Below are 12,738 nucleotides of genomic sequence, written 5' to 3' on the forward strand. Positions count from 1 at the left end.
ATCCAAGCACCTACGGTCACGGCCGTGCCCAGCCTCCTGCTCCGTCCCGCCTCGCCGGCGCGTGCCCGCACCGGCGTCTCGCTGATGTTCCTCACCAACGGCGTGCTCTTCAGCGCCCTCCTGCCCCGGTACCCCGAGATCAAGGCGGCGTTCGACCTGACCAACAGCCAGTTCGGGCTGTTCGTCGTCGCCTTCCCCACGGGGGCGCTCGTCGCCGCCGGTCTCGGAGGGCGGGTCATCCGCCGGCTCGGCGTCCTGCGCGCCAACGCGGTCGGCTCGGTGCTCCTCGCCGTCGCGCTGGCGGTGGCGGCGGCGAGCGGCTCGGTGTGGTCCTTCGCGGCCATGCTGCTCCTCGCGGGTGCGGTCGACGCCCTCGTCGACGCGGCCCAGAACGTCCAGGGTGTCCTCGTCGAGCAGTGGCGCGGTCGGTCGGCGATGAACTCCTTCCACGCCCTGTGGTCGGTCGGAGCCACGACCGGTGGTCTCGTCGGCGCGACGGCGGCTGCCGCCGGGGTCTCGATCTCGACGCAGATGGTCGTCAACGGGGCCGTCTGGGTGGTCGTGGCGCTCGTCGCGTGCCGTCTCGCGGTGGTGCCGGAGCACGTGCGCTCGCAGCTGCGCGCTGCAGAGGCCGCCCCCGATGCCGATGCCGCGGCGGGCAGGTCCTCCTCGGTGCGTCGGCACGCCTGGCGCCTGCTCGTCCCCTTCGTCGTGCTCGCCATCTGCGGAACCCTCGTCGAGGACGTCGCGAACAACTGGGCCGTCCTCTACCTCGGTGACGTCGTCGCTGCGCCGACCGCGGTCGCCGGGCTCGGGCTGAGCGCCGCCCTCGGCGCGCAGTTCGTCGGCCGCGTCCTCGGAGACCCGATGACCGACCGGTGGGGCCGCATCGCCGTGGCTCGCGCAGGCGGTCTGCTCGTGGCGGCGGGCTCGTTGCTCGTCGTCCTCGCCCCGACGTACGTCGTCGCGCTCGGCGGCTTCGCGGTCGCCGGGTTCGGCAGCGCGACTCTCGTGCCGGCAGCCTTCGCCGCCGCGGGACGGGTCCCGGGGCTGCCGGAGGGCACCGGCATCGCCGTCCTCGGGTGGCTCATGCGGATCGGCTTCCTCGTCACCTCCCCGGCCATCGGGTCCGTGGCCGACCTCACCAGCCTGCGGGCCGGGCTGCTCGTCCCGGTCGCCGCCGGCCTCGTCGCCGCCGCCGTGGCGCACGGCCAGCGGCGGGCTCAGGTCCGGATCTGATGCGGCCGCCGGCACCGACGGGACCCGTGGAGGCGCTGCCCCCGTATATGCCGGGCGACGACCCGGGGAGTCCCGTTACTGCCGGGTAGCCACGGCGACGGTCGGCTGTCCGCAGGGGTGACCCGATCTCCGGCATGGCCCGCGTCCCGGAGGGACCCGGGCGCCCGCGCCGCTTCGACGATGCGTGAGGTCTCGACGCGTCAACCGGCGGGGTCGGGGCAAGATTCCGCGCTGACACCGACGGGCCTCACCTCGGCGCACCTCTGCAACGGGGTGCCGTCGGCGCCGACCACCCGCCGGGAACCCAGTGGCGCGTCGAGCTGCACGTGCTCGGTGAGGTACGTGATGACCGCTGCACAGTTGACGTCGTCGTCCGTCCTCGTCTCCAGAGCGGGCGCGACGACGACCTCGCTGTCGCTCTCGCGCACGTCCAGCGAGACGAAGCGCAGGTCTTGGCACCCCTTCGTCACCGAGACCGCCAGGGTGCGGTCCTGATCCGAGTACCCGTACTCGTACGTGCCGGTCAGGGACACCTGGTCCCACCCGCCGACGAGCCCGCAGCCGGCAAGCGGGAGCAGCGCGGCGCCCAGCGCTGCCGCGATCGCTCGCACCACCTCAGGCCAGCTCGTCGCGCAGCTGACGCTTGAGGATCTTGCCGGAGGTGTTCTTCGGCAGGGCGTCGACGACGTGCACGGACTTCGGCACCTTGAATCCCGCGAGCCGGGTGCGGGCGTGCTCGAGCAGGTCGGCGGTGCTCACCTCGTCCTGCAGCACGACGACCGCGGTCACCGCCTCGACCCAGCGCTCGTCCGGGATGCCGATGACGGCGGCCTCGGCGACGGCGGGGTGGCTGAAGAGGGCGTCCTCGACCTCGCGCGAGGCGATGAGGACGCCGCCGGAGTTGATGACGTCCTTGATCCGGTCGACGACGGTGATGTACCCCTGCTCGTCGACCCGCACGAGGTCGCCGGAGTGGAACCACCCGTCGACGAAGGCCTCCGCCGTCTCCTGCGGCTTGTCCCAGTAGCCCAGGCACAGCTGCGGCGAGCGGTAGACGACTTCGCCCATCTCGCCCGGTGCCACGTCGCGCCCCTCGCCGTCGACGACGCGCATCTCGGTGAGCAGCACAGGGCGCCCCGCCGAGTCGGGTCGCTCTGCGTGCTCCTCGGGCCGCAGCACCGTGCACAGCGGTCCCATCTCGGACTGCCCGAAGCAGTTGTAGAGACCGAGCTCGGGCATCTTCGCCTGGAGCCGCTCGACGACCGGGCCGGGCATGATCGACGCGCCGTAGTAGGCCTTGCGCAGCGAGGCCAGGTCGCGCCCGGCGAAGTCGGCGTGGTTCGTCATCGCCACCCACAGCGTCGGGGCGGCGAAGAAGGCCCGGTGCCCGTCGCGCTCGATGCGCGCGAGGATCTCGCCGGGGTCGGGCACCTCGAGCAGCGTGCTCCGGGCGCCGACCGCGAGCCACGGCAGGAGGAAGACGTGCATCTGCGCCGAGTGGAAGAGCGGCATGACGTGCAGCGGCTCGTCGTCCTGCGCGAGGTCGAGCGCGACGACGCAGCTGAGGTACTCGGCGACGAGGGAGCGGTGCGTCATCATCGCGCCCTTGGGCCGCGACGTCGTGCCCGAGGTGTAGAGCAGCTGGGCGAGGTCGTCGTCGGCGACCTCGACGTCGACCTCCGGCACCTCACCCGTGCGCGCGGCGTCGAGCAGCGAGCCCTCGGCGTCGCGAAGGGGGAGCGAGGGCACCGGCGCCTCGAGGTCGTCGAGCCGGGGCGCGAGGTCGGGGTCGGCGAGGACGAGCGAGCTGCCGGACTGCGTCACGAGGTACTCGAGCTCGTACCCGGTGAGGTTGTAGTTGAGCGGCACGTGGACGAGCCCGGCGCGGGCGCACGCGAGGAAGCCGAGCAGGTACGCGTCGCTGTTGCGCCCGAAGGCGGCGACGCGGTCCCCCTTCGTCAGGCCCTGCGCGAGCAGCGCCGCGGCCGCCCGGCTCGTCGCGTCCTCGAGCTCGCGGTAGGTCCACTCCCGCTCGCCGAAGACGAGGGCCACCCGGTCGCCGAAGGCGCGGGCGCTGCGTCGGACGACACCGTCGATCGTGCTGCTGCGCATGAGGCTCATGGCCCGAAGGGTGCTCGATCGGGCAGGACCTGACAAGGGGTGGTCAGGACTGGTCAGGACGAGACCGAGCGCACCCGCGACAGGATCGCCTCGGTGACCTCCTGCGGGCGCTTCTCGGGCAGCCAGTGCCCGGCGCTCACCTCGACGAAGCGGTACGCCGCGCCGGGGTCGACGCCGGCCTTCTCCGCGGCCCGGCGCACGACGACGCCGGTGCGCTCTGCAGCGGCCCGCCCGAGCGCGGCGTCGCGCGTGCCCCAGACGAAGGTCGTGGGGACGACGTCGGCGGCGGTGCGGACGCGCTCGGGGCGAGCTGGGCTCTTCGACCCGCGGACCCGCTCGGCCACCATGTGCTTGAGGGGCAGCGCGGCGCGGTACCAGTTGAGGCTCGCCTGCGCCGCGCCCGGCTGGGCCATCCGGTCGGCGTACTGCTGGGCGAGGTCCTGCGGCAGGCCGGTGCGCACGAGGAAGGGCCGGGTGAGCCGGCGGAAGAGGGCGGCCGGCAGGACGGGCAGCGCGAAGAAGGCCATGTAGGCGCTGCGCCGGGCCTGGTCGCCGTGCTTGAAGGCCCACGCCATCGCGGTCGGGTGCGGCGTCGAGAGCACCGTGAGGCTGGCCACGCGGTCGGGGTGTCGCGAGGCGACGGTCCACGCGAGCGCGCCGCCCCAGTCGTGACCGACGACGTGCACGCGCTGCGCGCCCACCGCGTCGGCGAGGGCGATGACGTCGGCGACGGACTCGCCGATGACGTAGTCGGAGGCTCGAGGAGGACGAGCGCCAGGGGAGTATCCGCGCAGGTCAGGGGCGAGGACGCGCAGGCCGGCCTCGGCGAGCGCCGGCGTGATGCCCCGCCAGGCGCGACGGTCCTGCGGCCAGCCGTGGAGGAGGACCACGACCTCCTGGCCGTCGGTCACGGCACCGGCGTCGTCGCCGGCGGAGTCGTCGAGGTCGAAGGTCAGCCCGTCACGGGAGAAGTAGCGCACCCGCTCAACGTACAGATCGCCCCTCCGGTGAGGCACCCTTGCCCTCATGATCTCCCGCCTGGCCTTCACCGACGCCTGGGAGATGGACCACCCCGCCGCCGACGTCCTGCGCGCCCTCGCCGACGTCGACTCCTACATCCGGTGGTGGCCCCAGGTGAAGGAGGTCGAGCGCGTCGACGCCGAGCACGGGCAGCTGCGCGTGTGCTCGCGCATCCCCGTCAGCCTGCGCATGACGATCACCCGCGAGGCCGAGCTGCCCGAGATCGGGCTGCTGCGCGTGCGCGTGCAGGGCGACCTGCGCGGGTGGAGCCAGTGGCACGTCGCTGCGGTCCCCGGCGGGTGCCGCGTGGCGTACACGCAGGAGGTCTCGATCGCGCACCCCTTCTTCAAGCTCGTCGCCGCCGTGCCCTTGATCGGGGTCCGGGTCATCCGGGCCAACCACGACGCGATGATGCGGGGCGGTCAGCAGGGCCTGGGCGAGTACCTCGCCGCCTGAGGGCGGCCCGCCGGCAGACGCACGAAGGGGTGCCGACCAGCTGGTCGGCACCCCTTCGTCGTCCCGTGGTGACCCACGGCGGACGTCTCAGTCGTCGGAGAGCGGCTTGTCCTTCGTCGCGAGCTCCTCGCGCGCACGTCGCGAGGCGACCGCGTGGTCCTCCTCGGAGCGGGCGACGCTCTGGGCGGCGGCGCTGAAGGGCGCCTTCCAGCGGGCGGTGCTCATACCGGCGTCGGTCGCGCGCTGGATGGCCTCGTCGATCGTCGCCTCGGCCTCGACGCGGCCGGCCCAGTGGGCGCCCTCGACGGACTTGCCGGGCTCGAGGTCCTTGTAGGTCTCGAAGAAGTGCTGGATCTCGAGGCGGTCGAACTCGGAGATGTCCTCGAGCTCCTTGATGTGGTCCTTGCGCGGGTCGCCCGCGGGGATGCACAGGATCTTGTCGTCGCCGCCGGCCTCGTCGCGCATGTGGAACATGCCGATCGGCCGCGCGCGCACGAGGCAGCCGGGCCACGTGGGCTCGTCGAGGAGCACGAGCGCGTCGAGCGGGTCGCCGTCCTCGCCGAGGCTGTCCTCGATGTACCCGTAGTCGCTCGGGTACGACATCGCGGTGAAGAGGAGGCGGTCGAGACGGATGCGACCCGTCTCGTGGTCGACCTCGTACTTGTTGCGATGACCCTTCGGGATCTCGATGGTGACGTCGAACTCCATGAACTGCCCCTTCACGTGGATGACCTAGGCTCGGGGATCAGTTTCCACCATCACCGACCGCTCCGGCACCAGGGGGAGTCCACGTGCGCCGACTCGCTGCGACTGCCGGCGTCGTCGTCGCCGGCGCGATCGCCTACGGCGCAGCCGATGTGGCCGACGTCGTGCCCGGTGTCCTCACCCGTGACGTGGCCGCCGACGTGGCCCAGATCACCCCTGGCCCGCAGCCCGAGCCGGTGGGAGCGGTCGCCCCCGCCGCCTCGACGAAGGCCCCCCGCCCGTCGACGGGCGCCCTGGCCCGCGAGCTCGACCCCCTCGTCGAGGACGCCTGGCTGGGCCGCCGCGCCGGCGTCGTCGTCCGCGACGCGCTCACGGGCGAGGTGCTCTACGACCACCGGGGCAGCGCGCCGATGGTGCCCGCCTCGACGCAGAAGATCCTCGCCGGCGCCGCCGTCGCCGAGACGAGCGACCTGTCGAGCACGATGACGACCCGCGTCGTCACCGGCGCCTCGGCCGACGAGGTCGTCCTCGTCGCCGGGGGCGACACGATGATCGCGAAGGGGGCCGGCGACCCGACCGCGGTCGAGGGCCGCGCCGGCATGCGCGACCTCGCCCGTCAGGTCGCCCGCTCGCTCGGCCCGGAGGCGAAGGGGGAGCGGCTCACCCTTCGCCTCGACGCGACCTACGCGGCCGGGCCGCGGGTGCCCTCGACGTGGGACCCGACCGACGTGACGAACGGCTTCACCCAGGCCGTGACGATGATCGGGCTGGCGGGGGAGCGCCCCGAGCCCTACCAGCCCTCGCCCCGCTACCCCGAGCGCTCGGCCCTCTCCGCGCTGCGCGCCGAGCTGACGCGCGCCGGTCTCGACGTGCGCGTCGACGACAGCGCGTCGACCTGGCGCACGGCTGCGCCCGAGGGCGCCACGGAGCTCGGCTCGGTCGAGTCCGCGCCCCTCGGCGAGGTGCTCGCCGAGGCGCTGTCGAGCAGCGACAACGCCCTCACCGAGAACCTCACCCGTCAGGCGGCGCTCGCCGACGGCGCGCGCAGCGGTGACGCGAAGGACGTCGCGCGGTGGGTGCGCTCGACCCTCATCGACGCCGGCGTCGACATGTCCGGCACGCGTCTGCTCGACGCCTCCGGGCTGAGCCGCGGTCAGCGGGTGCCGGCCGACACGATCAGCGAGGTCATGCAGCTGGGCATCACCGGCAGCGCGAAGAGCCTGCGCGGCGTGCTCCTCGGTCTGCCCGTCGCCGGCTTCACCGGCACGCTGCACGAGCGCTTCACCGAGCCCGAGGCCGTGCCCGCCGTCGGCGTCGCGCGGGCCAAGACCGGCACCCTCACCGGGGTGTCCGGTCTCGCCGGGACGACGACCACCGCCGACGGCCGCGTGCTCACCTACGTCCTGCTCGCCGACCAGGTGCCGAGCACGACGGGAACTCTCGGGGCCCGCGCGGTGTTGGACGAGATCGTCGGCACCCTCACGACGTGCGGGTGCCGCTGACCGACGCGGCACCGCCACGTCCCCACCACGGAAGGGCCACTGATGACCCAGTACGTCGACTGGAGCTTCGCGACGAGCACGGGGGCCCGCCTCGCGCCCTCCGGGCCCGACGTCTCCGCGGCCGAGGCCGTCGAGATCGTCGAGCAGATCCGCTCGCTGGCCGCCCGGGCGGTCGAACCGGTGGCCGAGACCTCGCGGCTGCGCGCGCCCGGTGACGCCCCGCCGCCCGTCGTCGTCGACCGCCCCACGTGGATCGCGGTCAACGCCGACTCGATGTCGGCGATGCTCGACCCCGTCGTCGCCCGGATCAGCGCCCGGCAGAAGCAGGCGCCGGGCCCGGTCGCGCAGGCGATCGGCAGCAAGGTCACCGGTGCCGAGGCCGGCGGGCTGCTCGCCTTCCTCAGCACGAAGGTCCTCGGCCAGTACGACCTCGCGCCGGGCGGCACGCCTTCGCTGCTGCTCGTCGCCCCGAACCTCGTCCACACCGAGCGCGAGCTCGGCGTCGACCCGACCGACTTCCGCTTCTGGGTGTGCCTGCACGAGGAGACCCACCGTGTGCAGTTCACGGCTGTGCCGTGGCTGCGCGACCACGTCGTCCAGCGCGCTCAGGCGCTGGCGAGCGACATGGTGCCCGACGTCGACTCGGTGCGCACCCGCCTCGAGCAGCTCGCCAAGGAGCTGCCGCGTGCCTTCCGCGGCGACGGGGCGGGGCTGACCGATGTCTTCGCCACCCCGGAGCAGCGAGCCGAGATGGCCGAGCTCACCGCGGTGATGTCGCTGCTCGAGGGGCACGCCGACGTCGTCATGGACGACGTGGGTCCCGAGCACGTGCCGAGCGTCGAGGAGATCCGCCGTAAGTTCGACGTGCGCCGGCAGGGCGCCGGGTCGGTGGACCGCGTCCTGCGCCGGCTGCTCGGGCTCGAGGCCAAGATGCGCCAGTACCGCGACGGCGCAGCCTTCGTGCGGGGGGTGCAGGAGCGCGTCGGCGTCGAGGGCTTCAACGCGATCTGGACCTCGCCCGACACCCTCCCGCGCGCCGCCGAGATCACCGACCCCGGGGCCTGGGTCCGCCGCGTCCACGGCTGACCCCCTTCGCCCCTGTCGCCACTTTCCCGCCCAGGGCGGGAACATTCGACCTCGGGAAGGAACATTTCTTTCCCGAGGTCGAGCTTTCCCGCCCTGGGCGGGAAAGCTGAGGCGGTGAGATCAGGCGGTGCGGGCCCAGACGACGACGCCGCGGTCGTCGGTGCAGCGGAAGACCTCGACCTGCATCCCGTCGGGGTCGTCCTGCTCGACCTCGCACTCGAAGCCCTGCGCCGTGAGCGTCGCGGGGGCCTTGCCGACGGGGTGCAGCGCGTTGATGGCGGTCACCACGGGCACCGCCTGCGTGCACGTGAGATCGGGCTCGACCGAGGCCGACAGCACCTGCCCCGAGCCCTCTTCGCCCTGCATCTGCGACAGCTCCGCCTCGCACGCGACGTCGAGGTGGTCGTCGGCCTCGTGCTCGTGGCCGTCCTCGGCCTCGGCCTCGTGCTCGTGGCCGTCCTCGCCCTCGTGCTCGTCGTCGTGGTCCTCCTCGGCCGCGGGTGTCGAGCTGCTCGACGCCGAGGTCGACGACGTCGAGCTGCTGCTCGACGAGCCCGTCGCGGCGGGGGTCGGGTCGTCCGTGCCGCAGCCCGCGAGAGCGAGGGCGGCGAGGGCGAGGACGAAGGGGGAGCGGACACGCATCGGCAGGCCTTCACTGTGACGGGTCATCATGGGGCGGTGGCAGCAGGACATCCGGCGCAGGCAGCGCTCCGACGTGCGGTGCGCACCTGCGTGGCCGGGCACGACGCTACCGAAGCCCCGGACCCCCTCGTCCTCGCGGCCGTCAGCGGGGGAGCGGACTCCCTCGCCCTCGCCCACGCCCTCCTGCACGAAGGGGGACCCACCCGCACCGGCGTCGTCGTCGTCGACCACGACCTGCAGCCCGGGTCGGCCGAGGTCGCCGAGCGTGCCGCCGAGCAGTGCCGGGCGATGCGCACCCCCGACGGCCGCGCCCACGAGGTCGTCGTCGTGCGCCGGGTCCGCGTCGTCAGCACCGGTGTCGGCCCCGAGGCCGACGCCCGCGAGGCCCGCTACGCCGCGCTCGCCGCCGCGGCCGGCGACCTCGGCGCCGCCCTCGTGCTCCTCGGCCACACCCGCGACGACCAGGCCGAGCAGGTCCTCCTGGGGCTCCTGCGCGGCTCCGGCGCCCGCTCCCTCGCCGGCATGCCCGTGACGACGACCCGAGGGGGCGTCCCCTTCGCCCGCCCGCTCCTGCAGGTCGACCGGGCGACGACCCGCGCGGCGTGCGCCGCCGCCGGCCTCGACCCCTGGCACGACCCGACGAACGTCGACCCCGCCTTCGCCCGCTCCCGGGCGCGAGCGGTCCTCGCGACCCTCGCCGAGGACCTCGGGCCCGGTCTGCCCGAGGCGCTCGCCCGCACCGCCGACCTCCTGCGCGCCGACGCCGACCACCTCGACGCCCTCGCCGACGAGGCGTCCGCCCCCTTCGCCGCCGTCGCCGAGCCGCGCACCGCCGACCTGGCCGTCCTGCCGACGGCCCTGCGCGCCCGCGTCCTGCGCCGGCTCCTGCTCGCCGGTGGCGCCCGCCCGGGCGACCTGTCCGCCGCTCATCTCGCCGCGGTCGACGCCCTCGTCACCGCGCCGCGCGGTCGTGGCCCGCTGCACCTGCCGGGGGTCGAGGTCACCCGGGTGGGCACCGGTCGGCAGGCCCGGCTGTCCATCACCGGTGCAGGTCTGGTCTGATAGCCCCGTGGACGCCAAGAGCATCGAGGCCGATCTCGTACGGGTGCTGTGCACCGAGGAGCAGATCCAGGAGCGCCTGGCCGAGCTGGCCCAGGAGGTCTGGGAGCACTACGAGGGCGAGGACCTCCTCCTCGTCGGGGTGCTCAAGGGGGCGGTCATGGTCATGGCCGACTTCATGCGTCACCTGCCCGGCTCCGCGCCGATGGACTGGATGGCGGTGAGCTCCTACGGCTCCGGCACGAAGTCCTCGGGCGTCGTGCGCATCCTCAAGGACCTCGACGCCGACATCACCGGAAAGCACGTGCTCATCGTCGAGGACATCATCGACTCGGGCCTGACGCTGTCGTGGATCCGCACCAACCTCCTCTCGCGCTCGCCCGCGTCGGTCGAGGTCCTCACGCTGCTGCGCAAGCCCGACGCCGCGAAGGTCGAGGTCGAGACCCGCTGGGTCGGCTTCGACATCCCCAACGAGTTCGTCGTCGGCTACGGCCTCGACTACGCCGAGGGCTACCGCGGCCTGCGCGAGGTCGCCACCCTCGCGCCGCACGTCTACAGCTGACCTCCGGCGAAGGGGGACGGCGAGGGGGTGGGGAACACCCCCGTCGGCCCGCGCGTTGGCCCTGGAGGTGGGACGGATCCTGACCTCGTGGTCGGGTAGTTTCGTCTCTTGATCCTGCCGCCCGAGGGGCGGCCGTCGTCGACCAGGAAGATCGGGCAGACCCGAAGCCGCATGAACGCCAAGAAGCTCTTCCGCGCCCCGCTCTTCTGGGCGCTCGCACTGCTCGTCATCTTCATGCTCGTCTTCCAGCTGGGCAGCGGGGGTGACTACGCCCGCATCGACACCTCCGCCGCCGAGAAGCTCATCGACGAGGGCAAGGTGCAGGAGGCGCACTTCACGAGCGACAACACCCTCCAGCTCGACCTCAAGGACGGGCAGACCTACTCCGACGGCGACGCGGTCACCGACGCGACGCAGGTCGAGACGGAGTTCGTCGAGGCGCGCGCCGAGCACATGGTGACCCTCGTCGACGAGAAGGTCCCCGGCACGATCAACGACACGATCGAGGAGCCGAGCATCTGGGGCTCGCTGCTCTTCTCGCTGCTCCCGCTGCTCCTGCTCGTCGGCCTCTTCTGGTTCATGATGAGCCAGGCCCAGGGCGGCAACCGCGTCATGCAGTTCGGCAAGTCCAAGGCCAAGCTCGCGAGCAAGGAGGCCCCGAAGGTCACCTTCTCCGACGTCGCCGGCGCCGACGAGGCCGTCGAGGAGCTGCACGAGATCGTCGAGTTCCTCAAGGAGCCGAGCAAGTTCCTCGCGGTCGGCGCGAAGATCCCCAAGGGCGTGCTGCTCTACGGCCAGCCCGGTACCGGCAAGACCCTCCTCGCGCGCGCCGTCGCCGGCGAGGCGGGCGTGCCCTTCTACTCGATCTCCGGCTCGGACTTCGTCGAGATGTTCGTCGGTGTCGGCGCCTCGCGCGTGCGCGACCTCTTCGAGCAGGCCAAGACCAACGCCCCCGCCATCGTCTTCGTCGACGAGATCGACGCCGTCGGTCGCCACCGCGGTGCGGGCCTCGGCGGCGGTCACGACGAGCGGGAGCAGACGCTCAACCAGCTGCTCGTCGAGATGGACGGCTTCGACGTCAAGACCAACGTCATCCTCATCGCGGCGACCAACCGCCCCGACATCCTCGACCCGGCGCTGCTGCGCCCGGGCCGCTTCGACCGCCAGATCGGTGTCGAGAACCCCGACATGATCGGGCGCCACCGCATCCTCGAGGTGCACTCGGCGGGCAAGCCGATGGCCCCCGACGTCGACCTGCTCGCCGTCGCCCGGCGCACCCCGGGCATGACCGGCGCCGACCTGGCCAACGTGCTCAACGAGGCGGCGCTGCTCACCGCTCGTGGGGGCGGTCAGTTCATCGACGACCACGTCCTCGACGAGGCGATCGACCGGGTCATCGCCGGCCCGCAGAAGCGCACCCGGATCATGAGCGCCCAGGAGCGCAAGGTCACCGCGTACCACGAGGGCGGTCACGCGCTCGTCGCCGCGGCGATGAACCACACCGACCCCGTCGCGAAGGTGACGATCCTGCCGCGCGGTCGCGCGCTCGGCTACACGATGGTGCTGCCGACCGACGACAAGTACTCGACGTCGCGCAACGAGATCCTCGACCAGCTCGCGTACGCCCTCGGTGGCCGCGTCGCGGAGGAGATCATCTTCCACGACCCGACGACCGGCGCCGCCAACGACATCGAGAAGGCCACCGCGATGGCCCGCAAGATGGTCACGGAGTTCGGCATGAGCGAGCGCATCGGCGCGGTCAAGCTCGGCCAGAGCCAGGGCGAGGTCTTCCTCGGCCGCGACATGGGTCACCAGCGCGACTACTCGGAGGAGATCGCGAGCGTCGTCGACGACGAGGTGCGCCGCTTCATCGAGGCCGCTCACGACGAGGCCTGGCACGCGATCAACGACAACCGCGACGTCCTCGACCGTCTCGTCCTCGAGCTGCTCGAGCACGAGTCGCTCGGCCCCAAGGAGATCGCGGCGGTCTTCGCCGACGTGCGCAAGCGCCCCCGTCGCCCCACGTGGCTCTCCGCGGAGAACCGCACGATCTCCGACAAGCCCCCGGTCCTCACACCCGCCGAGGAGGCCGCTCTCGCGGCTCGCTCGAACGGCTCGGCACCGGCTCCGAGCCCGACCGGCGCCCCGCCGGCCGGTGTCGGCGCCCAGCCGGGCGACCCGGGCACGGCGGCCGCCATCGACAAGGCGGCGGAGGAGGGGGCCACCCCCTACCCGGAGGAGCACCCGGCGGCCGAGGTCCGCGAGGTGCCCGACGGCGGCCAGGTCGATCCCGACGGCCGTCACTGAGGTGACGATGAGCCAGCACGAGGCCGAGGCCCTCGAGGC

12 protein-coding genes are annotated in these 12,738 nt (G+C 73.0%); 7 read left to right on the top strand and 5 right to left on the bottom strand.

Features of this window, described 5'->3' with window-relative positions:
* The first annotated feature begins 24 nt into the window (after window positions 1-24).
* Window positions 25-1,239 carry an MFS transporter gene (locus tag ABIB53_RS06025; RefSeq protein WP_354587515.1) on the top strand — a complete coding sequence of 405 codons (1,215 nt, stop codon included), beginning with the start codon at window positions 25-27 and terminating at the stop codon, window positions 1,237-1,239.
* A gap of 200 nt (window positions 1,240-1,439) precedes the next feature.
* Here the strand turns inward: ABIB53_RS06025 and ABIB53_RS06030 are convergent, their stop codons facing one another.
* From ABIB53_RS06030 to ABIB53_RS06040, 3 genes are read right to left on the bottom strand one after another with little or no spacing between them, the layout of a single operon-like run.
* A complete protein-coding gene (locus tag ABIB53_RS06030) occupies window positions 1,440-1,850 on the bottom strand; it encodes a hypothetical protein (RefSeq protein WP_148041543.1) in 411 nt (136 codons plus the stop codon).
* Window positions 1,851-1,854: 4 nt separating this feature from the next.
* A complete protein-coding gene (locus ABIB53_RS06035; protein ID WP_354587517.1) occupies window positions 1,855-3,360 on the bottom strand; it encodes a fatty acyl-CoA synthetase in 1,506 nt (501 codons plus the stop codon).
* 53 nt (window positions 3,361-3,413) lie between these two features.
* On the bottom strand, window positions 3,414-4,340 hold the full coding sequence (locus ABIB53_RS06040) for an alpha/beta fold hydrolase (RefSeq protein WP_354587518.1): 927 nt from the start codon (window positions 4,338-4,340) through the stop codon (window positions 3,414-3,416).
* 46 nt (window positions 4,341-4,386) lie between these two features.
* Here ABIB53_RS06040 and ABIB53_RS06045 point away from each other — a divergent pair, with 46 nt between their 5' ends.
* A complete protein-coding gene (locus ABIB53_RS06045; protein WP_354587519.1) occupies window positions 4,387-4,836 on the top strand; it encodes an SRPBCC family protein in 450 nt (149 codons plus the stop codon).
* Window positions 4,837-4,923: 87 nt separating this feature from the next.
* Here ABIB53_RS06045 and ABIB53_RS06050 read toward each other — a convergent pair whose 3' ends face one another.
* Window positions 4,924-5,544: an inorganic diphosphatase gene (locus tag ABIB53_RS06050; RefSeq protein WP_354587520.1), complete on the bottom strand. Its 621-nt coding sequence runs from the start codon at window positions 5,542-5,544 to the stop codon at window positions 4,924-4,926.
* Between the two features lie 83 nt (window positions 5,545-5,627).
* Here ABIB53_RS06050 and dacB point away from each other — a divergent pair, with 83 nt between their 5' ends.
* Window positions 5,628-7,043, top strand: a complete 1,416-nt coding sequence (dacB, locus tag ABIB53_RS06055; protein ID WP_354587521.1) for a D-alanyl-D-alanine carboxypeptidase/D-alanyl-D-alanine endopeptidase — start codon at window positions 5,628-5,630, stop codon at window positions 7,041-7,043.
* Window positions 7,044-7,085: 42 nt separating this feature from the next.
* Window positions 7,086-8,129, top strand: coding sequence for an Rv3626c family coenzyme F420 biosynthesis-associated protein (locus ABIB53_RS06060; RefSeq protein WP_068273002.1), 1,044 nt, complete (start codon window positions 7,086-7,088; stop codon window positions 8,127-8,129).
* A gap of 120 nt (window positions 8,130-8,249) precedes the next feature.
* Here ABIB53_RS06060 and ABIB53_RS06065 read toward each other — a convergent pair whose 3' ends face one another.
* Window positions 8,250-8,771, bottom strand: a complete 522-nt coding sequence (locus ABIB53_RS06065) for a hypothetical protein (RefSeq protein WP_354587522.1) — start codon at window positions 8,769-8,771, stop codon at window positions 8,250-8,252.
* A gap of 36 nt (window positions 8,772-8,807) precedes the next feature.
* On the opposite strand from ABIB53_RS06065, the gene tilS reads away from it, so the two are divergent.
* From tilS to ftsH, 3 genes are all read left to right on the top strand, one after another.
* Window positions 8,808-9,833, top strand: a complete 1,026-nt coding sequence (gene tilS, locus ABIB53_RS06070; RefSeq protein WP_354587523.1) for a tRNA lysidine(34) synthetase TilS — start codon at window positions 8,808-8,810, stop codon at window positions 9,831-9,833.
* A 7-nt stretch (window positions 9,834-9,840) separates the two neighbouring features.
* The gene (hpt, locus tag ABIB53_RS06075; RefSeq protein ID WP_068273010.1) at window positions 9,841-10,392 is read left to right on the top strand and encodes a hypoxanthine phosphoribosyltransferase; all 552 of its coding nucleotides are present in this window, start codon (window positions 9,841-9,843) and stop codon (window positions 10,390-10,392) included.
* Between the two features lie 171 nt (window positions 10,393-10,563).
* Window positions 10,564-12,699 (top strand): ATP-dependent zinc metalloprotease FtsH, encoded by a 2,136-nt coding sequence (gene ftsH / locus ABIB53_RS06080; protein WP_354587524.1) that lies wholly within the window; start codon window positions 10,564-10,566, stop codon window positions 12,697-12,699.
* Window positions 12,700-12,738: the final 39 nt, after the last annotated feature.

Origin of the sequence: Janibacter sp. UYMM211, from assembly GCF_040547045.1 — a bacterium.
Lineage (GTDB): Bacteria > Actinomycetota > Actinomycetes > Actinomycetales > Dermatophilaceae > Marihabitans > Marihabitans melonis.